We start from the raw sequence: 21,959 nt of genomic DNA, 5'->3' as shown, positions 1-21,959 counted from the left end.
ATGGACCTCACGCTGCCATCGCCGCACAATCAGGCTAGGCCGCTGCTGGGGAACCGAGCGATGCGCAGGCACAGCGCCGACAGCGAAGACCCGCGTGGCCAGGACGAGCCGCGCTCGCCCTGCGTGCGGCGCTGCTGTCTCGATGATCAGGACATCTGCTGCGGCTGCGGCCGGACGTTGCAGGAGATCCTCGACTGGCACGGCGCCAATGCCGAACGCCAGCGACAGATCCTGGCACTGGCCCGGCAACGGCTCGAAAAGCGCGGTCATCGGCCTGCGCTCGACCCCTGATTCGACGCCGCGCTTGACAGCCGGCGATAAACCCGCAGGCTGTGCGGCTCTCTCCTCGCCTCGCATTGCAATGAAGCTGTTCGGATTCCGACGCAAACCTGAGTGGCAACACGCCGACGCCAAACGCCGCTTGACGGCAGTTGAGTCCCTGCAGGACCCGGCCCTGAAAGCGGCCCTGCCTGAGCTGGCACAAACTGATCCCGACCCAACGGTGCGGATCGCCGCGATCAGCCGCATCGACGATCTGGCGGTGCTCGAACGACGCATGCGCGGTGAGCACGACAGTGCGGTGGCCGAAGCCGCCAAGCAACGTCTGATTCAACGGCTGTGCGTACCGCAGGTTGAGGAATCGGCGGCCTTGGAAGCGTTGCGTCAGGTGCACGACGAGGAGGTGTTGTCCGACGTCGCGCAGAATGCCGCCCTTGGCGGACTGCGCCGTCTGGCCCTGGAACGCAGCCAGCGCGGCAACTTGAAGCTGCAACGCTGCATCCATGACCCGGACCCGGAGCTTCGGCTGTGGCTGCTGGAACAGATCGATCAGGCCGACGCCCTGCAGCGGATCGCCGATGCCGTGCGCAAGAAGGACAAGCGCCTGGCCCGCGCCGCACGCGACAAGCTCGACGCCCTGCGCATCGCCGCCGGCGATCCGACGGCGCTGGAAACGCGCGCCCAGGCCATCGCCGAAGCGGCCGGACGACTGACCCGCGAGCTGCCTGACGATCGCGACCCGCAACTGGCCGCGCTGCAGCAGGAGTGGCAACAGCTGTCTCGACAGGTCAGTGCCGCAACGCAACGCCGTGTGCAGGGCGCCCTGGATACCGCCGAGCTGGCGCTGCGCGCTGCACGTGGCGATTGGTCGCCGCCGCCCAGGGCAGAACCCACACCTGCGCCCGCTGCGCCGGAACCCAGCAGCGATAAGCCTGTCCAGGCACTGCAAGACCAACTGCCGAACATCGAGCAGAGCGACTTCGATCAGTCCTTGCAGGCACTTTCCGCACAGCTTGAGGCGCTCAGCGCCGAGCGCGGATCGGCAGATGCCAGAATCGAAGCGCTGCGCCGGCTGCTCGAGCAGCGCCGACGGCAACGTAACGACTGGCTAAAGGCGCAGCGCCAGGCCGCCAGAGAGGCCGAGCGCGAGTCGCGTGAACAGGCTGCGGCCAGCACGCTGAACCAGGTGGAACAGGCGCTTCGCCAGGGCCAGGCGCAGGCCGCGCAGGAGGCCTGGCAGAGCATTGCCAAGCCCGGCGAGTTGTCCGCCGCGCTGCGCCGCCGCTGGCAGACCTGCCAGCAGCAACTGGCCGAGCTGGCTCAGGCCCAGCGCTGGGCCAGCCGACAGGCGCGTCAGCGATTGTGCGAGGAGACAGCGGCACTGCAGGGCAGCGGTCTGCACCCCGACGCCGTCGCCAGCCGGGTGAAGGAGCTGCAGGCAGAGTGGAGCAAGCTCGATCAGATTGACGGCGATCAGGCACCGCCCAGCGATGCGGGGATCAGCCGTCGCTTTCGCGCCCTGTGTCACCAGGCGCTATCTCCGGCCAAGGCCTACTTCGAAAAGCGCCGCGAACTGCGCGGCGAACGCACACAGGCGATCGAGCAGCTCCTGACTGAGAGCCTCAGCGAAGCCGCCGACAGCGCGGCGCTGTTGCAGCGCCAGCAGGCCCTGCGCGATGGGCTCAATCAGCTGCGCGATGCGGCGCCGGAAAAGCGCAACGAACTGGCCGCTCAGATCCGCGCTCAGCTCGATGGCATCGCTGCCCGCCTCAAGGACCAGCGCGAGCAGGCCCTGCTGGGCAAGCGCAAATTGCTGGCCAAGCTGAAACGCGACCTGGGCGCGGCCGATGCGGAAGCCGGCATCCGTCTGGCCAAGGCCGCGCAAGCGGAATGGAAGCAGCTGGCGCGCGGTCGTCGACAGGACGAGGACGCACTATGGCAGGAACTGCGTGAACTGATCGACCCATTGTTTGACGGCCTGCGGCAGAGGCAGGACGCCGATCAGGCGCAACGCCAACAGATTCAGCAGGCGGCCGACGGCCTATTGGCCGAGCTGGAAGCCCTGGCGACAGCCGAGCCTGAGCGCCTGCTGCACGCCGATTCGCATGTCGAGAGCTTGCGCCAGCGCTGGCGCGAACTGGGCCGCCCCGAGGTCAACGACGGCAGCGAGACAGCACGCGGAAAACGCCCGGCGCCGTCCGCCGACCTCGACGAGCGCCGTTTCGATCGCGCCTGCGAAGCGGTGCGTCGGGCTCAGGCCAGACAACAACAGCAGCGCCAGCTTGATCAGCTTGAGGCGATCTGCCGGGCCGGCGACTGGCTGGCCGAGCGGCGCCCTGCCGCTGCGCTTCGCGAAGCCCTGGCCAGCCTCGACCTGCCGGCGTCCGCCCGCAGCCGTTTCGAGGCGCTGGCCGAGACCGCCGCCGACAGCAGCAACGATGCCCAGACCGAGTCGCAGGCGCCGGCCGAACTGCTGGCGGTGCGCGCCGAACTGGCCGCTGGCCTCGACTCGCCGCCTGACGATCAGGCACTGCGTCGGCAGGAACAGATGCAGCGCCTGGCGCGGAAACTGGAGGGCGCAGCGCCGCTGGCTGCCAGCGAGGAGATTCTCGACTGCCTGATCGAGCTGCAATGCCGCCCGCATCTTGAGGCTTCGCTGCGACAGGGACTTAACCAACGCGTTCGCGCTGCATTCGCGGCCGCGCAGGCAGGCTGAAGCACAGGCGGTGGGTACGACCCACCGCCGGCCCGCTGGGCTCAGCGCTGGCCCAGGCTCTCGCCCAGGGAGAGCAACTCCTGACGCATCTCAGCGTCGACTTCCTCTGGGCGGATCTTGGCGATGATGCTGCGCAGTACACGCATTTCGTTTGGGTCCATCACGCCGTCACGGCGCGCAATGTCGATCAGCTTGCGCAGCTCGCGGGCATCCAGCCGGCCATCATCGGCAAAACAGCGGATCGATTCGAAGGACATTTCCAGGTAGTCGCGCGATTCTTTGCTCATACAGGTTCCGAGTGCGGGTTCATCAGGTGGACGCCAGGTCGGCCGCAGTGTGACAGCCGCGCGCTGCCTCTGGCTGAATGGCAGGCGCACCGCCTGGGCACTTGAATTCTTGCCACCGAACCGCAGATTCTGCGCTTGGCTTTGCAAGCTGCCCCATAGCTATGCGAGCGTATCCGTCCCGACGCCAGCCTGGCCGGGGCCTTGCCACGTCTTGAGGCCCCACCTACGGTCGCCGCCAACTCATCGATGAACGACATTCCGCTTAGCGCTCTTTTCACTTCCCTGGTCGTGCTGCTGTGCTGCTCGGCCTTCTTTTCCAGCTCCGAAACCGCGCTGATGGCGATGAATCGCTATCGCCTGCTGCACTTGGTGCGCGAGGGCAACAAGGGCGCAATCAAGGCAGCCAAGCTGCTGGAGAACCCAGATCGGCTGATCGGCCTGATCCTGCTGGGCAACAACTTCGTCAATATCCTGGCCACCTCGATTGCGACCATCGCCTTCGTCCGCCTGGCTGGTGAAAGCGGGCCCTTGGTGGCCACCATCGTGATGACCGCAGTGGTGCTGATCTTTGCCGAAGTGGCGCCCAAGACCCTGGCGGCATTCAATCCGGAACGGGTCGCCTTGCCAGCCTCCTATGTGCTGTGGCCGCTGCTGCGCTGGCTGTGGCCGCTGGTGAAGGTGGTCAACTCGATCTCCTCCCTGGTGCTGCTTCTGGTCGGCCACAGGAAGAACCAGAAACAGGACGAAGCGCTGTCACCGGAAGAATTGCGCACCCTGCTGGAAGAAGGCGGCCAGATGATTCCCGAGCGCCATCGCAAGATGCTGCTCAATATCCTGGCCCTGGAAGAAGCGCGGGTCGAAGACGTGATGGTGCCGCGCAATGAGATCCGCGGCATCGACCTGGATCAGCCGATTGAAGAGCTGCGCCGGGAAATCGCCGAATTTCCGTTTGGCCGCGCCGTGGTACATCGCGGCGGCCTCGACAATGCGCTGGGCATCCTCAACCTACGCGCCCTGATCGGCCATCATGACCAGCGCGAGATCGATGCCAAGCGCATCGAGAGCGCCCTGCGCAAGGCCTATTACGTTCCCGAGGGCACCCGCCTGCCACAGCAATTGCTGGAGTTCCAGCGCCTGCATCGACGCTCGGCCCTGGTTGTCGACGAATACGGCGATATCGTCGGCCTTTTGACCCTGGCCGACATCCTGGAAGAAATCGTCGGCGAATTCACCAGCGCCCCGAAGCACAGCGTGCGGCGCATCGAGGTACTAAGCGATGGCGCGATCCTGGTCGACGGCCGCATCGCCCTGCACAGCCTGAATCGCCGGATGGGCTGGGAGCTGCCCAGCGAAGAAGCCAGCACCCTCAACGGCCTGATCCTCAATCACCTGCAGACCCTGCCACAACCCGGCCAGGACGTTCGCATCGAAGGCCTGAACATGCGCTTTGAGCAGGTGGAAGACAATGTGGTTAGGCTGGTGCGGATTGCGGCGCCGAAGGAAGAATAGGCGGGTCCGGGCAAACTCAACGATAGGGTGCAGCTTGCTGCACCGATGGGCGTTGGGGCGAACGATGTGTCAGGCACTGCAGTGGCGGGCTAAAACCTGAGGTTCTCCCCAGAAACGAACAGTAGTCTCAATTGGTTAAGAGCCACAACAATAAATCAAGCTCAAGAGCGTTTCGTTCCGCCCGTCGGGCGGCCCGAGCAGGATGCCCGCTGTCAAAGAAAGAGTGGCCCAAAGCAAACCACCCAGTGAATGCGCCTTCCGGGCATCCTGGCCGCACAGCTCGTACAACCAGCGTTCGACGTGCAAATGGTGCCCGGCGAACTCGGAGTCTCGGAGCAATCCGAAACTTTGCGAACGGCATCAAGAAAGGTGGGGAGACCTAAGGTTAAAAGCCGCCCTACAGACACTGTGCTTGCAAGTGCGTAGTTAAGCGCTGCAGTTGCAGACTGCCACTGCCGAAGCCTTCCAACTCACTTTGCCAGCGCATCTCCATGTTCTGATTGTCGATGAAGTCGAATTCGGCCTGTCCCCAGGGCAGGCTTTGCACCGCGGCGGGATCGAAATCGGGCGGAAACTGGCCGCCTGAGGTCAGGCGCAGCTCGACCACGGCGCGCTTGCCGCTGATTGGGCCCAGACCGGTCAGCCAAGTCTGCTTGCCATTGACGTACACATACCAGGCGATCAGCAACTGCCGGCTGCCATCGATGTCCAGCACCTGGGCCTGAATGCCGTGACCGTTCTGCGTCGACGAGTACCAGCTGCCGCTGGCGCAGGCGCGCATGCCGCGATCGAAGTCATCCAGATTGATGTCGCCCAGACGCGCCAATCGGGTCAGATTCAAACTGCCTGAGCCGTAGCCGGGGTAGCTGGTGGTCCAGTTGACCGCGCCGCTCTCACTCGAACTGAACTCGAAGTTCAACTCACCCCAGGGCTCGAACGCCACTGCGGCCGGGTCGTAGTTGGGGGGAAAATCACCGCCGCGGGAGATCAGCACCGGCACTCGCGCCTGACCATCGACAATCGGTCCCACGCCGAACAACCAGATGGGTTCGCCGTTGAGATAGGCGAACCAGGTCACCGCGAGCTTCACGCCATCGGCCTGGTTGATCACTTCGGTGATGAAACCGTGGCCGCTTTGGCTCGGCTCGAACCAGGCACCGCTGGCTTGATAGATGGCGCCGCCGACGGCGAAGTCCTGGCTGCGCGTGTGACCGGCGAAATCGACCTCGACGCGATAGCGGCCGGGCGCCAGCACCGTCGGCAGGTCCAGCGGGAAATACCAGTACGAACCGGGCAGATAGTCGCCGCCCATCTGCTGGGCAGTGGCAGCGAACGGGAAGTTGAAAAGCTCGGCACCGTCCGGGCCCAGCAAGCGGATCTCGGCCGTTTCGTTGGCGCGCTGACCGTTGTAGTAGAGCGCCAGATACAGACGTTGGCCAGGCTGGAAGTGGCGCTGATGATGCGGGTTTTCCGGCCGGTTGCACTGATCCTGGAACAGCTCCGGCGGGGCACTGTGCAAGGAAACCGACTCCAGGCGCTGGATCTGGTAGTCCGGCTGCTCGGCCCAGCGTGAAGGCTGGGTATTGCACTGGCCACTGAATGGATCAATTACCGCGGCATTGCCGGCCAGACTGTCGCGCAGTTCGAAATGCAGGTGCGGACCGGTCGAAATGCCTGAGCTGCCCACCCGCCCCAGCACCTCACCGGTCTCGACGCGATCACCCGGCTCCTTGTCGGTCAACGAACCGGACTTCATGTGCAAGTACCAGCCGATGCTGCCGTCGTCATGGGCGATGAACAGCAAGTTCGGCGTATCCGGCACGTCGAAACTGCAGTTGCGGTCGAAGTTGCCATCGCGCTTCAGCACGATGCTGCCCGGCGCCACCGCCCGCACCGTCACCGATTCCTGCGCCATGGTTTGCCAGCTGAATGGCCATAGGCCGATATCGGTGCCACGGTGGTTGTAGCCGGCCGCGGTGTCATAGGTACGGCGACCGCATTGGTAGTCGCGCAACTGGTTGGGAAACGCCGGGTTCAGATCGACGAAATTGACCATCGCGGTGCGCTGTGTACCCTCGATGCCCGGCTCCAGCGCGATCGGCCATTCGAACGGCGCCACGGCGCCCTTCGGCTTGATGCCGAGACGCGCCATGTTGGCCTGCGCTTCGCGCAGCAGGGTCCACTCCTGCATCGGACTGATCGGCGCATGGGCCACCGTCGGCGCAGGACCGCCGCCGATCAACACGGGCTCGGCCAGTCTTGGCTGAGCCTGCAGGCCGGCCAATGCCGAGGTCGCGAGCACGGCAAGGCCAAGCTTCAATGTCTTCATAGCGGATTCCTGAGATCAGTGAGGGCGTAGCCAGCCTTTGGCTGCGCGCTTCGAGCATGATGCGCCATCGCGCTGAGTGTGACCTGATCGGACCTCGCCGAGCCTCGAAGCTACCTGAACACCACGGTGCGGTGTCCATTGAGCAGGATGCGATGCTCGACATGCCGACGCACCGCACGCGCCAGCACCAGCGACTCGATATCGCTGCCCAACCTGACCAGCTCGCGCGGGCTCATGCTGTGGTCGACCCGGGCAACGTCCTGTTCGATGATCGGCCCCTCATCGAGATCAGTGGTCACGTAGTGCGCCGTGGCGCCGATCAACTTGACGCCGCGCTGGTGGGCCTGATGATAGGGCTTGGCCCCCTTGAAGCTGGGCAGAAAGCTGTGATGGATATTGATCGCCCGCCCGGCCAGCGCATTGCATAGGCTCGGCGAGAGAATCTGCATATAGCGCGCCAACACCACAAGATCCACCGACTGCTGGTTCACCAGATCGAGAATCTGCTGCTCCTGCTCAACCCGGTTGACGGCACTGACCGGCAGATGATGAAACGGCAATCGGTACGACGCCGCCAGTTCGCCGAAATCGGCATGGTTGCTGACCACCGCCGCGATGTCGATCGGCAGCTGTCCGCTATGCCAGCGAAACAACAGGTCGTTCAGACAATGGCCGTGCTTGCTGACCAGCAGCAATAGCCTTGCCCGACGGCGGGCGTCGTGCAGTTGCCAGTCCATCGAGTAGTCGGCTGCCAGGCCCTGCACGCGCTGTCCCAGCACCTCGAGCACCGCCTCCTGCGGCAGATCGAAATGCACCCGGAGAAAGAATCGCCCGGTTTCCTCATCACCGAACTGCTGCGCATCGAGAATATTGCAGCCGAACTCGAACAACAGACCGGATACTCGATAAACGATACCGGTGCGATCGGGACAGCTCAGGGTGAGAATGTAATCTTTATGGTGCATCGGTCAGCGGTCGGATGGGGATCGGACAGGGGTCGCTGAGTGTAGCGGCGATTCGTCGGCTGTGGCGGCCCCCACCGCTACCGAGGCCACCAACACCCCCCGCGAGCACCCGCGGCCGCGCGGGGGTGGGCGGCACGCCGTAGGGTGGGCCATGGCCCACCGTCCCGCGCGCACCGACCTGGCCCGGATATTTCATGAGGTCGCGCCGAAAGATCCGGCAATTCCAAGCGGGGCGAGAGTTTCGACCGATGGTGTTGAGATAACAGAGTGTTCGCCATCTTTCGGCGCTGGCACGGCCCTCACCGGGCCGATCTCGCCCGCGCGCTACTCGGTGCGCAACGCCGCGATCGGATCGAGCCTGGCGGCCTGCTGTGCCGGATACACGCCAAACGCCAGCCCCACCGCGCTGCAGGCCACGACCGCCAACAGCACCGGCAACGGCGCCCAGGCAACCTGCCAGTCAGCGCCCCAGGCGATGGCATAGGCCAGCACGGCGCCAAACAGCACGCCGGCCGCAGCCCCGGCGATGCAGATCACCGCTGCCTCGCGCAGAAACTGCCGGGTAACATCGCGTTGGCGTGCACCTAAGGCGCGCAATAGCCCAATCTCGCGCTTACGCTCCAGCACATTGGCCAGCATGATGTTCATGATGCCGATGCCACCCACCAGCAGGGACACCGCGGCGATCGCCGCCATCACGATACTGAAGATGCGCTGGGTGGCCTGGTGCTGTCGGAACAGCTGGGCGGGCACGATGAGCTGATAATCCTCGACCCCGGCATGGCGCTGATCGAGCGCCGCGCCGACCACCGGCGCCGCGGCAACGACCTGTTCAGGCCTGGCCAGGCGCAGGATCAGCCGATCGACCTGATCTTCCATTGGCTGGAAGCGAAAGCGCGCCTGCGCACTGGCGAACGGCACATAGATGCGATTCGACTCCAAGCCCAGCTGCACGCCCTCGAAGTCCTGCTTCGACAGGTCGCGATCAGCCAGCACACCCACCACCCGCAGCCAGACGTGGTTGAGCTTGACCGCCTGACCGACGGCATTGCCCTGAGGAAACAGGCGCTGGGCCACCTGATGACCCAGCACGGCCACGGCTGCAAGGCCCTCCTCATCGGCCTGATCGAGCAGTCGGCCCTGCCCGGCCTGCAGCGCCGACAAGGCGAAGAATGCCGGACTGACCCCGCTGGCCTTTGCATCGCTGCGTTCACCGCCGCCGAGGGCCTCGAACACCTTGATCTCCTTCTCCACCGCTACCGCCTCCGCCCCGGGCACGGCCGCCTGCAGCGCACTGGCATCGATCAGGCTCAAGCCGAGACTGCGCTGACGTCGCTCGCGCAAGCCGTCCTCATCGGTACCGATCGATTTGACAATCAGGTTGTTAAGACCGAGCCCCTGCACCAGGCGCAAGGCTTCGCGTCGACTACCCTCACCGATCGCCTGCATGGCCACGATGGCGCCCACGCCAAACACCAGACCGAGCAGGGTCAGACCAGTGCGCAGGCGGCGTCGCCACAGCTCCTCCAGCGCTTCGCGCCATTCAATGGGTAGCTGCTGGATCATGCCTGACTGTCCTCCAATTGCGGCAACACGCGGATCTGCTCACCGGCCTTCAGCCCACTCAGCACATGACTGCGCCCAGGACCACGAACACCCAGCTCCACCTCACGGCGCTCTACCACATCGCCCGTGACCACTTCGACGTAGCGCTTCTCGCCCGCGCTGATCACCGACAGGTTGGGCACACTGATCGCTTCGGCATGCTCAGCCAGAACGATGCGACCGACGAAGGCCTGCCCTGGCACCCATTGCCAGCGGCGGGCGCTTTCGGCATCAACCGGTGCTTTCACCGAGATGGTCTTGATCGGGTTGCGCCGGCCACTTTGCTGTGGTGCCGAGGCCACCCAGCTCAGCTCGCTCTCGATGCGCTGCTCCGGCCGGCCAAGCGGAAACAGCTCGACCTTCTGCCCGACCTTCAGCGCCTGCGCCTCCAGCTGGGGCAGTTTCAGCTGCACTTCCAGGGTGCTGGGATCGGGTAGCGAAGCGAACTCCTGCCCGGCCCAGGTCGCCGCGCCGAGCTTTGGTTTGTCGCCCCCCCAGTCAGCCGTCAGCACCACCACGCCGGCGTTCGGCGCGCGTACTTCCAGCGCGCCCAGATCCTTGCGCTTGATGTCCGCGGTCAGCTCCAGGCTGGACTTCTGCGAATCCAGCACACCGAGCTCGGCTGCGCCGCGAGCACTCGATTGATCGCTTTTCCAGTCCAACACATCGCGTTTGGTGCTGAGAAAGGCCTGGTCCTGGATGGCATCCAGCACTTCATTGCGGGCCAGCATATCGAGATCGGCGCCGGCGTAACGGCGGGCAATATCGAGCTGGGTATCGACCTCGGCAATGTCCACCTGCACTCGACCATCGGACACCTGCAGCTCATCCTGCTTGGCCGCACGGGCCAGGGCATTGCGGCGCAAATCGAGCTCAGCCTTGCTCAAGGCCAGTTCGATCTCGTCGGCAGAGAATTGCGCCACCAGATCGCCCTGCTCCACCCATTCGCCATCGGTCACCAGCCAGGCATATTGCCGCCGCGCCCAGTTTTCGCCGGGCACCGTCAGCGGGGTCGATTTCACCGAACGCAGCTCGCCGCGCGCCTCGATCTCCAGCTTCAACGGCGCCACCACCACCTGTTCCAGCGCTTCACTGGAACCCTCAGGGGCAGCGCAGGCAGTCGCCATCAAAGCCAGGGCGACGGCCAGACTCAGACGCAGACCGGGGCGCAGCGCGCTCGGGCTATCACTCATCATTGACAGATTCCCCCTGGCGGTCAGCGCGCAACACGCGCACCGCCTGACCTGGCTTCAGCTTCTTGCTGTGACTGGCCAGCGCCTCTGGCTCAAAGCTCACGGTCACTTCGATCACCGGCACCGGCTGCAGGCGCGACTTGCTGATCACCGCCCTGCCGATCGCCTCGACCCGGGCCGGCAGGGTCAGGCCGCTGCCCTCAACACGTACATCCACCACATCACCGGCGCGCAGCTTGAGATAGTCGGTTTCCGGCAAGTGGGCGCGCACCGCCATGCTGGCCGGATCGGGCAGTTCGGCCACCGCCAGGCCGCGCCATACCTGCGAGCCGACCTCGAATTTATTGCCATCCCAGCCGGACTTGTGTTGCAGCAGACCATCGCGCGGCGCCACCTGGGTCATCTGCCCGATACCTGTCTCGATCCGCTTGACCTCGGCGCTAAGCTGGGCAATCTCGGCTTGCAGGGCTCGCTGCTCCTGCCGCCGCTGTTCGGCCGCCAGCCGATGCTTGCGCTCGGCCAAGGCAAAGGCCTGTTCGGCCAGTTGCTTGTCCACGCTGAGCTTGCGGTATTCGATGCTGGCCAGCAGCTCGGCCGGCTGACTGGCCTTGCGCTGAGCCTTTTCAAGCTCGGCCCGCGCCTGCTCCAGGGCCACCGTCTCATTGCGCTCGCGCTCGGCCAGTTCGAGCCTCAGCTTGTGCTGCTGACTCATTTTCTCGTCCAGCTGACTCTGTTTCTCACGCAGATTGTTCTGCAGCTGTGTCGCATCAAAGCCGAGCACCGGCTCCCCGGCTTTCACCGCCGCGCCGTCGGGCGCCAGCAGGCTGATATTGAGCTGCCACAGGCCATCGATGCTGGGTGGCATCAGGGCGATGCTGTCACGCGCGTACAGCTCGCCCTCCAGGGCCAGCGGCGCGGCACCGACACTCAGGCCGCAGCCCAGACCGAGGCCAGCCAGCAGCCACCCCGCGGCACGTTGCAAGGAATGACTCATGGCGCCACCTGCGGTGCATCGTCTTGGACCGGCAACTCCACTTGCACACTCATGCCGGGCAATAGACCAAGCGCATCGATCTCGCTTTCGATAGCGATGTCGATGGTGAAGTAGCGTCCATCGCCCCATTGACTGCGCGGCTCCGGCGCGCCACTGATACGCTGAACCTTGCCGTTCAGCAGGGCCTCCGGCAAGGCATCCAGACGCAACAGCACCGGCGCTCCGATTTTCAGCCCAGCACGATCCGGCTCCAGCGCGTAGGCCACCACATCGAGCTTGGACTGGCCGATGACATCACCGACGCGGTGACCGGAATAGGCCGTCGATCCCTCCTGATAGCGCCGACCCTGCCAGGGATCGAAGCCATACAGCACCCGGCCGCGGCTGCGGGCGCGTTGTTCGGCGCGGCTGACCTGACGCTCGGCATTGACCAGATCGTTCTGCAGCTTCTCGATCTCGATCGCGCTATCGACCCGCTTGCGGGTCACCGCCTCATTGGCGTTGCGCCACTCCACCTGCTTCAGTGCAGCCTCCTGTTCCGCGCGCAGATGCTCGCCCTGCAGTCGATCGTAGTCGAGGCGCGAGCGGAACTCGGCCGGCACCTTGGCGTCGATCGCCGCCTTGGCCAAGCTGGCCGCAGCCTGACGCGCAACCAGCTCAGCATCCACTTCGGCCACTTCCAGCGCCGCCAGATCCTTCGCCACCGTGGCCTTCAGCACCTCCAGCTGGGAGCGCAGTTGATCAACCTGACTGGCCGCCGCGCCTGGATCGATCCGCAGCAGCACATCACCCGGTTCCACCAGACTGCCCTCGGGCGCCAGATAGCGCAGCACCACCGGATTGGAATCGGACTGCGGCACGTAGATGCCCTCAGCGTCGCTGGCCTTCAGCTCGCCCGTGATCAACCGCGCTGCGGCCTGCACCGACCCGGCGGCAATCAAGGCCAGCATGCACACACAGACCACGCCGCGCTCAAGCCAGCGCATCGTGCACCTCCGCGGCCCGACGATCGAGCTCCACCTGACCGTCGCGCAGGCGCACCTCGCGCGGCGCATGGCCGGCGATATCGTGATCGTGAGTGACCAGCACCACGGTCTGTCCGCCGCGATGCAGCTCATCGATCAGTTCCAGCACCGCCCGCGCGCTTCTTGAGTCGAGATTGCCCGTCGGCTCGTCGGCCAGCAGCAGACTGGGCTGCATCACCAGAGCACGGGCAATCGCCGCACGCTGCATCTGCCCACCGGACAATTCCTGCGGCCGGTGCTCAAGGCGCTCGCCCAGGCCGACCCGCTGCAGCAACTGCCTGGCGCGCTGCTCGATCAGCGGGTCGTGCAGACGCCCGGCAAAGCGCGCCGGCAACATGACGTTTTCCAGCACGCTCAGCCGCGGCAGCAAATGAAAGCTCTGAAACACGAAACCGATGCGCTGGTTGCGCATCCGGCTCAGGGCCTCGTCATCCAGCGCGGCAGTGTCTTCGCCATCCAAGCGATAGCTGCCCTGACTGGGCCGATCCAGACAGCCCAGGATGTTCAGCAGGGTCGATTTGCCGGAGCCCGAAGCGCCGGTAATGGCGACGTACTCGCCGCGGTGAATCTCAAGATCAACGGCAGCCAGCGCCGTCACCCGCTGACCACCGGTGGAATAGTGGCGTTGAACGCCGTTCAGTTCGATCATGCCAAGGCCAAGGAGGGAACGAGTTCCCTAGGCCTGGCGTCCCCTGGCGTTCGGGCTGGCTGTGATACCACGCACTGCCAGCGAAAGTTCCGCAGCGCAACCAACCGGTGAACGAGTTCACTGGCGCAAGGCCGGATCTGATTGAATCTCGAGCTTGAGAAGCAGAGGCCGGACTGTCCTGCCCTGCACTCCGGCCCTGTGCCTTGCGAGGCGATATCAGGCTGCTGAGACTCATTTCAGCAGCCTGATATCGCGCGCCAAGGACGGCGCGCTCGGAAAGCAAACCCGCAAGCGTTTGATTCCCGGCAAACCGTTCGACAGGCTCACGGCAGGTGTGGCGCGGCTTTGCCGCGGTGCATCCGTGCACCACAGGAATCTCTGAATTTGTTCAGAGATTCCAACACCATCGGTCGAAACTCTCACCCCGCTTGGAATTGCCGGATCTTTCGGCGCGACCTCATGAAATATCCGGGCTAGAACACCGCGCCGGTGCCGGCTGTCAGCAGGTACAGCAGCGTGCTGGCAAGGGCGGCCGAGCCTCGGCGCAGGCCGCCGGGTGCAGTGCGCCGCGCGCGTGCCGATTGGCAATCCGATTGCCATAACGCGGACCAAACTCCAGCAACGTAGGCGTGCGCGGCGGGGTGTCGGTGGGCTGCGGGATCAGCCCCTTGAAGTAGGCGTAGATGCTCATGCGGTGGCTCTCCATTGAGATTGGGGGATTCGGCGCGCTTGCTTCGCCCATCCCATGGCTCTCAAGTTAACTCGCCTTTTGCTCCTGCAAAAGCGATACTTTCTCAACAGCAACTTGAATGAAATTCAAGATGGGCCGTCCACCGCTGCACGCTCTGCAAGGTTTCGTGCTGGCCGCCCGGGTCGGTAATCTGACCCGCGCCGCCGAGGCCAGTCATCTCACCGTCAGTGCTCTCAGCCACCAGATTCGACAACTGGAGCAAGGCCTCGGCTACCGCCTGTTCGAACGCAGCGCGCGTGGCGTGCAATTGACAGAAGCCGGTCGCGACCTGCTGCAGCAGATTGGCCCGGCCCTGGATCAGATCGAAGCCAGCCTCCGCCCCAGCGGCCGCCAGCCGCACGTGCTGTCGATCAGCTTGCTGCCCTCGATGGGCAATGCCTGGCTGCTGCCGCGACTTAGCTCGTTCGTCGAATGCTGCCCGGAGATTGAACTCAGTCTGCGCTCGGAGGCCAACCTGGTCGACTTTCAGCGCGAGATCGGACTGGATGCCGCGCTGCGTTTCGGCCCCGGCCAATGGCCCGGAGTGGAGGCCTTGCACCTGTTCGATGACAGCCTGACCCCGGTGATCAGCCCGGCCCTGGCCCAGCGGCTGCAACTGGGCGACAAATACGAGCTGGCCCGACTGCCCCTGCTGGGGGATCCGGCGGGGCGCTGGGGCGACTGGTTTCGCCGCTTCGAAACCGGGCCGGCGCCGAAGCGCTTCGTTGCCAGCTTTACCGACTCGGAAAGCCTGCAGCGCGCCGCCGCCGAAGGCTTGGGGGTGGCCCTGGGACGAATGACCCTGATCCGCCCGTTGCTCGAGTCCGGCCGCCTGATCACACTCAGCCAACAGCGTCTGGAATCGGAATTCGCCCACTATCTGGTCTGGCCGGGACGTAGCAGCCAGCGTGCCGCCTTCCTGGCCTTCCGCGACTGGATCGCCGAGCAGGCCAGGCACTACCGCGTCCAGCTGCAGGCCGAAGACGAAGCCCGCAACGCGGCCGAGCCGCGCGCTGCTGAATGAGTCTCGGCAGAAGGGTCGACCGCGCCTGCTCGCCCAGCCATTGCGCAACCGTGACACTCTGTGGATACAATGGCCGGGCAAGAAGGGGAGTAGCTCCCGCCACCGCTATCGTCATCACGGGCGCAATGCCCCGGTACGGTGGGCACCAGCAGACACGATTCTGCGGTGCGAGCGAGACCTTCGCCGCGACGGCGAAGGTATGTCTGACCGAAGGCGTCGTGCCCCCCAGCAATTATCGATGGATGGCATGCCAATACCACACGTTCCCCTGCCCAGCACCCGGCTGAGCCGCCCCATTTCGGAGCGCGCCGTGGCCATGCGTCTGGCGGCGACCGATCGGTGGCATGCCCTCCACGACCTCGGAAGCGGCCGATCCAAGAGCGGCCCAGCCGAGATCGACCCAGCAAGGAGTCTGTATGCATAGTGTTGGAACGCCCGGCATGTGGGCGGCGTTCATTGCCCTGGTGATCGTCGCCATCGTGGTGGATCTTCTGGTGTTGCGTTCCAATGGCCCACACAAGGTGTCAGCCCGCGAAGCCTTGCTGTGGTCGCTGGCCTGGGTGGCACTGGCCGCGGTATTCAATCTCGGGCTCTGGTGGTACCTGGCGGAGCACCTACCCGCAGCGGCGGCAGATCGCGTAGCGCTGGAGTTCCTCACCGGCTATCTGGTGGAAAAGGCGCTGGCGGTCGACAACATCTTCGTCTTCCTGATGCTGTTCTCCTATTTCAAGGTGCGACCGGAGTTTCAGCAGCGCGCTCTGATTCTCGGCGTGATCGGCGCCATCCTGCTGCGCGCCATCATGATTCTGATCGGCGCGGCCCTGATCGCCCGCTTCCACTGGATCCTCTACGTGTTTGGCCTGTTCCTGATGATCACCGGGGCCAAGATGCTGTGGGCCGCGGGTGACGAAAGCGACGTGAAGGAAAACCCGATCCTCGGCTTCATCAACCGCCATCTGCCGCTGACCCGCGAGATGGATGGCGAGAAGCTGTGGATCGTCGAGAACGGCAAGCGGCTGTTCACACCGATGTTCGTCGTGCTGCTGATGATCGGCATCACCGACGTGATCTTTGCCGTTGATTCGATTCCGGCGATCTTCGCCATCACCACCGACCCGTTCATCGTGCTGACCTCCAACGTGTTCGCCGTGCTCGGCCTGCGCGCGCTGTACTTCCTGCTGGCCGACATGAAAGAACGCTTCCACCTCTTAGCCTATGGCTTGGCCCTGGTATTGATGTTCATCGGCGCCAAGATGCTGCTGATGGACTACTACAAGATCCCGATCGCCATCTCGCTGGCGGTGGTAGCGGCCACCATCATCACCTCGATGGTGACCAGCCTGCTGGTGCCGCCGAAGCATCTGCGAGTCAGGAGCTGAGACTCACCCAACAACCTGTTGAGGCGCGCCACGGCTGGCGCGTACGGGGCTTAAGAGCGCAAGAAATCGGCAAATGATCGGGTCGCCCTGTGGCCCACCATTGGCTCCGCGATGGTGGGCCTCAGGCCCACCCTACAATCTGCGGGATCGGTCGCGGAGCAAGGCATCCCTTAGCAAAGCAGTTCTAACGACAACTCGCGTTATCAGCTGATGCCGGCGACGCTCACTTGCCCTTGAGCCATCCTGCCCCATGTTGAGCTCATGGACCTTCCACTTCCCGAACATCAATCCGAACACCAACAACAGGCCGAACGCCGGCGTCTTTGGCGTTCAGCCCTGATCAGCGCTGGATTCGTCGCCCTGCTGTGGTGGATCGCCCTACTGCAACATGCGTTTGAGCTGCCCTTGCGCGGCCTCACCCTGCGGCCGGGCGAGTGGACCGGCCTGATCGGCGTGCTGAGCGCGCCGCTGCTGCATGCATCGCTGGCCCACCTGGTCTCCAATACGCTGCCTCTGTTGATTCTCGGCACCCTGACTCTGGCCAGCCTGCCGCGGGCCGCACCGCGCAGCTTGCTGCTGATTTGGATGCTGGCCGGCCTTGGCACCTGGCTGATCGGCCGCCCGTCCGCCCATCTTGGCGCCAGCGGCATCGGCCATGGACTGATGTTCTTCCTGTTCATCGCCGGCCTGATCCGCCGCGATCGCCCGGCCATCGCCACCGCCTTGCTGGTGTTCTTCCTCTATGGCGGCATGGTGTTGACCGTGCTGCCGCGCGAGGAGGGAGTGTCCTGGGAATATCACCTGTGTGGTGCGATCGCCGGCGCCCTGGCCGCCTGGCGCTGGGCGCGACTGGATCCAACGCCGCCGCGACGCCGCTACAGCTGGGAAGACGAAGCAGAGGAGCTGCAGCCCGATCAGGAGTTCCGGCTGCCGCCGCCACAGGATGTGCCGGTGCTATGGCGTCGCGAGGAGACCAACGAGACCAACCGCCCAGAACCGCGCGGCCAGGTCCTGCGATTCCCGGCTCGATCACCGGACGTGGAGCGCGGCAACGACTAGCAGGTTGCTGAGACCTCCATCCTGGATGGTTTTCAGCGCAACCCTTCGACAAGCTCAGGGACCGCCGTTCGGCAGGCTCACGGCAAGCCGGTCGCGGCAAAGCCGCGCCATCCATGCCGGAAATCAACCACTTGCGTGTTCGATTTCCGCGCGCGCCGTGGCGCGCAAAATCAGGCTGCTGAAATGAGTCTCAGCAGCCTGCTAGCCCGGATAGTTCATGAGGTCGCACCGAAAGACACCGCCGGCCCGGACAAATCAATGTCGCCACAGCTCCGGCGCCCCTCCCCCTTGCGGCGCGCAGCGCCGGAGGGCGTAGGCCTTGCTGCCCCCTGTTTGCGCGGCACCGCCCAGAGGCCTGCTCAGAACAAGCAGACCGCCATCGGTTCGGCGACAATAGGCAGGCTGCGATTGAACCCGTTGCCTGTGCTTAAGGTCAGTTCAGGCAGGATCGAGCATCTGTTCGGGTCGATGGCGCCGTAGGTGGGCTGTCGCCGGACACCATCAACAAGTGCAAACAAGATTCAGTGAACCTCGGAGTCACCATGCTGCGCGCCCTGCTTTCATCTTTTCTCATCCTGATTGGCCTCGGCCTGGGCCTCGCGCCGGTGGCTGTGCAGGCCGAAGACAGTCCCGGTGACATGGTCGAAGTCCGCTCGGTGGCGGTGCTGAAGGAGTTGAGCAGCCGTCGCGATGAGTTCCGCGCCGAGCCGGAGAAGCTGCATCGCTACGTGCGTGCGCAGCTCGACAGCCTGTTCGAACGCGAATACTCGGCGCGCCTGGTGCTCGGGCGCCACTCGCGCGGAGTCGCCGCCGACAAGATCAATGCCTTTGCCGTGGCCCTTTCGGACAACCTGATGCGCAAGTACGGCAACGCCCTGCTCGACGTTGACCCCGGCGTTTCGATCAAGGTGAAGTCGGAAACGCCGCTGCGCGACGGCAAGATGATGCGCGTCGCCACCGATATCATGCGCCGCGCCGGCGAGCCGGTGCCGGTCGACTACATGTTCCTGCGCACCGAACAGGGCTGGCGCGCATTCGATGTCATCGTCGAAGGTGTGAGCTATGTGCAGACCTACCGCAACCAGTTCGACGAACTGCTGCGCAACGAATCGATCGACGCAGTGACCGCCAAGTTGAGCAGTGGAGCGATCGATGCCGGCAGTTGATCAACGCCGCCCCTGCGGCCCACGACATATCGTTTCGACACAACTCGGCGCCTGGCTGGCTGGCTTGATCTGCCTGTTGGGCAGCGCCGGCCTCAGTGCACGTGGCCAGGATATGCTGCCGGATCGGCCAGCCGCCGCCGAACAGGAGGCGCCCGCACTGAGCACCGAGTTCGATCAGCTCGACCCGTGGCAGCGCTACAACCGCAACATGTACCGCTTCAATCGCGGACTGGACAAGATGATCTTCCGACCGGTGGCGCGCGGATACCAACGCGTCACCCCCAGTCTGTTGCGCCGTGGCGTAAGCAATTTCTTTGGCAATCTGCAGCAGCCGGTCGTCATGCTGAACAAGCTGCTGCAGGGCAAACCGAAGCTGGCAGCGGCAGCCCTGGGGCGCTTCACCATGAACGCCACGCTCGGAATCGGCGGCATTTTCGACCCGGCCACGGAGGCGCGCATTCCCAACGAGCGCGCCGACTTCGGCCAGACCTTTGCCCGCTGGGGCTGGCAGCGCTCACGCTACTTCGTGCTGCCGGTATTCGGCCCCTCGACCTTGCGCGACGGGGCCGGCAAGCTGGTCAATCGGCAGGTCAGTCCGGTCGACTGGCTGGCCCGCCGTCATGGCGCTGAAGTGTCGGTGCTGTATGGCATCGACGCCCGCGCTGGCGCGCTGTCGGCTGAGGCCTTCCTGGAGGATGCCGAGGACGAGTACCTGCTGGTCCGCGACAGCTACCTGCAGTACCGCCGCTGTCAGCTGATCGACTGCAGCGATCAACTGCCCGACTACCTGCTGCCTGACTACGAGATCGAGATTCCCGACCTGAACATGGAATCGTTCCGCCAATGAGTCAGCGGCGCCGGCAAGACATGCCCCATGCCCTTGCCCCTAACAAGGAATTCCGACGGTGAGTCAACGCCCCAGCCAGGCCGAAGCCGAACAAGCCGTTGCCACCCTGCTGCGCTGGGCCGGTGACGATCCATCGCGCGAAGGCCTGCGCGACACCCCAACCCGGGTCGCTCGCGCCTTTCAGGACTGGTTCTCCGGCTATCAAGCCGACCCGGCCGACTACCTGCGCCGAACCTTCGAGGAAGTCGCTGGCTATGATGAGATGATCGTGCTGCGCGATATCGAATTCGAAAGCCATTGCGAGCACCATCTGGCACCGATCATCGGCCGCGCCCATGTCGGCTATCTGCCGGTCGACAAGGTGGTCGGCATCTCCAAGCTGGCCAGGGTGGTCGACGGCTTCGCCCGCCGTCTGCAGGTGCAGGAGAAGATGACCGCCGAGATCGCCAACTGCATCAACGATGTGCTGAAGCCGCGCGGTGTCGGTGTGGTGATCGAAGCGGTGCATCAATGCATGACCACTCGCGGCGTACACAAGCGCGGCGTCAGCATGGTCACCAGCACCCTGCTCGGCAGCTTCCGCGAAGACGCCCGCACCCGGGCCGAGTTCCTGCAGTTCGTCAGACACGGCTGATCGTTCGGCAAGCCCGCAATACTGGCCAGGCTTCGCACCCGCTAGCAAGGCTTCGCATCCGGCCCTGGCTGCGGTCGCCGCTGACGGCGATACCGGCTACACTGCCGCCCCCTACCCAGCCCTGCCCGCCGTGGATGCCGAGGTCCAACCACCGCTGATCGTGCCGGTGCGCCGTGCCGCCCTGCTGTTCATCTTCATCACGGTGCTGCTCGACATTCTGGCGATTGGCATCATCATCCCGGTACTGCCGCACCTGGTGGAGCGCTTCGCCGGCGGCACCGCACAGGCGGCACTGTGGGTCGGCGTGTTTGGCACCGCCTTCGCCGTGGCGCAGTTCTTCTGCTCGCCGCTGCAGGGCGCCCTCAGCGATCGCTTCGGCCGACGCCCGGTGATCCTGCTGTCGAACGCCGGGCTGGCCCTGGACTTTGTCCTGATGGCCCTGGCCAATACTCTGCCGCTGCTGTTTCTGGGCCGAGTGCTGGCCGGCGTCACTTCGGCCAGCCTGAGCACCGCCAATGCCTACATCGCCGACGTCACCCCGGCGGAAAAACGCGCGGCCAGCTTTGGCATGCTCGGCGCCGCCTTTGGCATCGGCTTCGTGATTGGACCGGCCCTGGGCGGTCTGCTCGGCGCGATCGACCTGCGCCTGCCGTTCTGGGTTGCCGCCGGCCTGGCAGCGGCCAACCTCTGTTACGGCTGGCTGATCCTGCCGGAATCGCTGCCGCCCGAGCGCCGCAGCCGCTTCGAATGGAAGCGCGCCAACCCGGCCGGATCGCTGTTGATGCTGCGTCGCTACCCGCAGGTGTTCGGGCTGGTCGGCGTAACCGTGCTGTCGCAACTGGCGCACTACGCCCTGCCCACCGTATTCGTGTTGTACGCCAGCCACCGCTACGGCTGGGGCGAACAAAGTGTGGGTTATGTGCTGACCCTGGTCGGGGTGTGCAATGTCATCGTACAGGCCGGCCTGGTGCGCCGACTGGTACCGCGCATCGGCGAGCGCGCCGCCCTCTTGCTGGGCCTGCTATGCGGTGCCGCGGGATTTGCCCTGCAGGGCCTGGCCGCCACCGGCACGATTTTTCTCTGCGCCATTCCATTGATGGCCCTGTGGGGTCTGGCCGGGCCCAGCCTGCAGACCCTGATGACTCGCCAGGTCGATGCCCATGAACAAGGCCGCCTGCAGGGCGCGGTGACCAGTGCGGTGAGCCTGACCGGGGTGATCGGCCCGGCTGTGTTCAGTCAGGTCTTCGCCGCCATGCTGGTGGCCGGATCGGTGGGCCTATCGGGCGCGCCCTTCCTGCTCTCCGCAGCACTGCTGCTGGTTGCGGCGTACCTGAGTCAGCGCCTGACCAGACCGGCGCCCGCGCCGGTGGCCCGGCCACTCTAACCCGCGTACCTCTAGCCCGGATATTTCATGAGGTCGCGCCGAAAGATCCGGCAATTCCAAGGGGGGCGAGAGTTTCGACCGATGGTGTTGAGATAACAGAGTGTTGGCGATCTTTCGGCGCTGGCACGGCCCTCATTCGGCCGCTGCGCGGCTACGCAGGGCATTCGCCCTGAGGTCCTTTGCGC

Annotated in this window: 19 protein-coding genes; 10 read left to right on the top strand and 9 right to left on the bottom strand. The window is 64.9% G+C overall.

The window, feature by feature from the left end; translation table 11 throughout:
• Positions 1 to 60 precede the first annotated feature (60 nt).
• Positions 61 to 291 (top strand): DUF1289 domain-containing protein, encoded by a 231-nt coding sequence (locus IFO71_RS08345; RefSeq protein ID WP_192029114.1) that lies wholly within the window; start codon positions 61 to 63, stop codon positions 289 to 291.
• A 70-nt stretch (positions 292 to 361) separates the two neighbouring features.
• The gene (locus tag IFO71_RS08340; protein WP_192029113.1) at positions 362 to 2,995 is read left to right on the top strand and encodes a DUF349 domain-containing protein; all 2,634 of its coding nucleotides are present in this window, start codon (positions 362 to 364) and stop codon (positions 2,993 to 2,995) included.
• Positions 2,996 to 3,036: 41 nt separating this feature from the next.
• Here IFO71_RS08340 and IFO71_RS08335 read toward each other — a convergent pair whose 3' ends face one another.
• A complete protein-coding gene (locus IFO71_RS08335; protein ID WP_192029111.1) occupies positions 3,037 to 3,282 on the bottom strand; it encodes a hypothetical protein in 246 nt (81 codons plus the stop codon).
• A 246-nt stretch (positions 3,283 to 3,528) separates the two neighbouring features.
• On the opposite strand from IFO71_RS08335, the gene IFO71_RS08330 reads away from it, so the two are divergent.
• Entirely contained in the window at positions 3,529 to 4,791 is a 1,263-nt protein-coding gene (locus IFO71_RS08330; RefSeq protein WP_192029110.1) for an HlyC/CorC family transporter, read from the top strand.
• 397 nt (positions 4,792 to 5,188) lie between these two features.
• Here IFO71_RS08330 and IFO71_RS08325 read toward each other — a convergent pair whose 3' ends face one another.
• From IFO71_RS08325 to IFO71_RS08290, 8 genes are all read right to left on the bottom strand, one after another.
• Positions 5,189 to 7,120, bottom strand: a complete 1,932-nt coding sequence (locus IFO71_RS08325; protein WP_192029108.1) for a M23 family metallopeptidase — start codon at positions 7,118 to 7,120, stop codon at positions 5,189 to 5,191.
• Between the two features lie 110 nt (positions 7,121 to 7,230).
• On the bottom strand, positions 7,231 to 8,085 hold the full coding sequence (gene purU / locus IFO71_RS08320; RefSeq protein ID WP_192029106.1) for a formyltetrahydrofolate deformylase: 855 nt from the start codon (positions 8,083 to 8,085) through the stop codon (positions 7,231 to 7,233).
• Positions 8,086 to 8,409: 324 nt separating this feature from the next.
• Positions 8,410 to 9,651 carry an ABC transporter permease gene (locus IFO71_RS08315; protein WP_192029104.1) on the bottom strand — a complete coding sequence of 414 codons (1,242 nt, stop codon included), beginning with the start codon at positions 9,649 to 9,651 and terminating at the stop codon, positions 8,410 to 8,412.
• Entirely contained in the window at positions 9,648 to 10,883 is a 1,236-nt protein-coding gene (locus IFO71_RS08310; protein WP_192029102.1) for an efflux RND transporter periplasmic adaptor subunit, read from the bottom strand. Before IFO71_RS08310 ends, IFO71_RS08315 begins: the two co-directional genes overlap by 4 nt.
• Positions 10,876 to 11,877, bottom strand: coding sequence for an HlyD family secretion protein (locus IFO71_RS08305; RefSeq protein ID WP_192029101.1), 1,002 nt, complete (start codon positions 11,875 to 11,877; stop codon positions 10,876 to 10,878). The genes IFO71_RS08310 and IFO71_RS08305 overlap by 8 nt, the downstream gene beginning before the upstream one ends.
• Entirely contained in the window at positions 11,874 to 12,863 is a 990-nt protein-coding gene (locus IFO71_RS08300; RefSeq protein ID WP_192029099.1) for an HlyD family secretion protein, read from the bottom strand. Before IFO71_RS08300 ends, IFO71_RS08305 begins: the two co-directional genes overlap by 4 nt.
• On the bottom strand, positions 12,850 to 13,551 hold the full coding sequence (locus tag IFO71_RS08295) for an ABC transporter ATP-binding protein (protein ID WP_192029098.1): 702 nt from the start codon (positions 13,549 to 13,551) through the stop codon (positions 12,850 to 12,852). The genes IFO71_RS08300 and IFO71_RS08295 overlap by 14 nt, the downstream gene beginning before the upstream one ends.
• Positions 13,552 to 14,050: 499 nt before the next feature.
• Complete coding sequence (locus tag IFO71_RS08290; protein WP_192029096.1) at positions 14,051 to 14,242, bottom strand: hypothetical protein; 192 nt, start codon at positions 14,240 to 14,242, stop codon at positions 14,051 to 14,053.
• Positions 14,243 to 14,372: 130 nt separating this feature from the next.
• Between IFO71_RS08290 and IFO71_RS08285 the strand changes: the two genes are divergently transcribed.
• From IFO71_RS08285 to IFO71_RS08255, 7 genes are all read left to right on the top strand, one after another.
• The gene (locus IFO71_RS08285; protein ID WP_192029211.1) at positions 14,373 to 15,305 is read left to right on the top strand and encodes a LysR substrate-binding domain-containing protein; all 933 of its coding nucleotides are present in this window, start codon (positions 14,373 to 14,375) and stop codon (positions 15,303 to 15,305) included.
• A 416-nt stretch (positions 15,306 to 15,721) separates the two neighbouring features.
• Positions 15,722 to 16,684: a TerC family protein gene (locus IFO71_RS08280; RefSeq protein ID WP_192029095.1), complete on the top strand. Its 963-nt coding sequence runs from the start codon at positions 15,722 to 15,724 to the stop codon at positions 16,682 to 16,684.
• Positions 16,685 to 16,945: 261 nt separating this feature from the next.
• Positions 16,946 to 17,743, top strand: coding sequence for a rhomboid family intramembrane serine protease (locus IFO71_RS08275; RefSeq protein ID WP_192029093.1), 798 nt, complete (start codon positions 16,946 to 16,948; stop codon positions 17,741 to 17,743).
• A gap of 542 nt (positions 17,744 to 18,285) precedes the next feature.
• Positions 18,286 to 18,909, top strand: coding sequence for an MlaC/ttg2D family ABC transporter substrate-binding protein (locus IFO71_RS08270; RefSeq protein ID WP_192029092.1), 624 nt, complete (start codon positions 18,286 to 18,288; stop codon positions 18,907 to 18,909).
• Positions 18,896 to 19,756: an MlaA family lipoprotein gene (locus tag IFO71_RS08265; RefSeq protein ID WP_192029090.1), complete on the top strand. Its 861-nt coding sequence runs from the start codon at positions 18,896 to 18,898 to the stop codon at positions 19,754 to 19,756. Before IFO71_RS08270 ends, IFO71_RS08265 begins: the two co-directional genes overlap by 14 nt.
• Before the next feature lie 58 nt (positions 19,757 to 19,814).
• Entirely contained in the window at positions 19,815 to 20,390 is a 576-nt protein-coding gene (folE, locus tag IFO71_RS08260) for a GTP cyclohydrolase I FolE (RefSeq protein WP_425502884.1), read from the top strand.
• Between the two features lie 130 nt (positions 20,391 to 20,520).
• Positions 20,521 to 21,774, top strand: coding sequence for a TCR/Tet family MFS transporter (locus IFO71_RS08255; RefSeq protein ID WP_192029088.1), 1,254 nt, complete (start codon positions 20,521 to 20,523; stop codon positions 21,772 to 21,774).
• Positions 21,775 to 21,959: the final 185 nt, after the last annotated feature.

This window comes from Pseudomarimonas arenosa (assembly GCF_014841215.1).
GTDB lineage: Bacteria > Pseudomonadota > Gammaproteobacteria > Xanthomonadales > Xanthomonadaceae > Pseudomarimonas > Pseudomarimonas arenosa.
Note: the sequence above shows the minus strand (reverse complement) of the source record. Positions and strands in the feature narration are given on the sequence as shown.

Bases quoted from the DNA above. Each gene is read 5' to 3' on its own strand.
- IFO71_RS08345 (WP_192029114.1), top strand. From the start codon at position 61: ATGCGCAGGCACAGCGCCGACAGCGAAGACCCGCGTGGCCAGGACGAG.
- IFO71_RS08340 (WP_192029113.1), top strand. From the start codon at position 362: ATGAAGCTGTTCGGATTCCGACGCAAACCTGAGTGGCAACACGCCGAC.
- IFO71_RS08335 (WP_192029111.1), bottom strand. From the start codon at position 3,282: ATGAGCAAAGAATCGCGCGACTACCTGGAAATGTCCTTCGAATCGATC.
- IFO71_RS08330 (WP_192029110.1), top strand. From the start codon at position 3,529: ATGAACGACATTCCGCTTAGCGCTCTTTTCACTTCCCTGGTCGTGCTG.
- IFO71_RS08325 (WP_192029108.1), bottom strand. From the start codon at position 7,120: ATGAAGACATTGAAGCTTGGCCTTGCCGTGCTCGCGACCTCGGCATTG.
- purU (WP_192029106.1), bottom strand. From the start codon at position 8,085: ATGCACCATAAAGATTACATTCTCACCCTGAGCTGTCCCGATCGCACC.
- IFO71_RS08315 (WP_192029104.1), bottom strand. From the start codon at position 9,651: ATGATCCAGCAGCTACCCATTGAATGGCGCGAAGCGCTGGAGGAGCTG.
- IFO71_RS08310 (WP_192029102.1), bottom strand. From the start codon at position 10,883: ATGAGTGATAGCCCGAGCGCGCTGCGCCCCGGTCTGCGTCTGAGTCTG.
- IFO71_RS08305 (WP_192029101.1), bottom strand. From the start codon at position 11,877: ATGAGTCATTCCTTGCAACGTGCCGCGGGGTGGCTGCTGGCTGGCCTC.
- IFO71_RS08300 (WP_192029099.1), bottom strand. From the start codon at position 12,863: ATGCGCTGGCTTGAGCGCGGCGTGGTCTGTGTGTGCATGCTGGCCTTG.
- IFO71_RS08295 (WP_192029098.1), bottom strand. From the start codon at position 13,551: ATGATCGAACTGAACGGCGTTCAACGCCACTATTCCACCGGTGGTCAG.
- IFO71_RS08290 (WP_192029096.1), bottom strand. From the start codon at position 14,242: ATGAGCATCTACGCCTACTTCAAGGGGCTGATCCCGCAGCCCACCGAC.
- IFO71_RS08285 (WP_192029211.1), top strand. From the start codon at position 14,373: ATGGGCCGTCCACCGCTGCACGCTCTGCAAGGTTTCGTGCTGGCCGCC.
- IFO71_RS08280 (WP_192029095.1), top strand. From the start codon at position 15,722: ATGCATAGTGTTGGAACGCCCGGCATGTGGGCGGCGTTCATTGCCCTG.
- IFO71_RS08275 (WP_192029093.1), top strand. From the start codon at position 16,946: ATGGACCTTCCACTTCCCGAACATCAATCCGAACACCAACAACAGGCC.
- IFO71_RS08270 (WP_192029092.1), top strand. From the start codon at position 18,286: ATGCTGCGCGCCCTGCTTTCATCTTTTCTCATCCTGATTGGCCTCGGC.
- IFO71_RS08265 (WP_192029090.1), top strand. From the start codon at position 18,896: ATGCCGGCAGTTGATCAACGCCGCCCCTGCGGCCCACGACATATCGTT.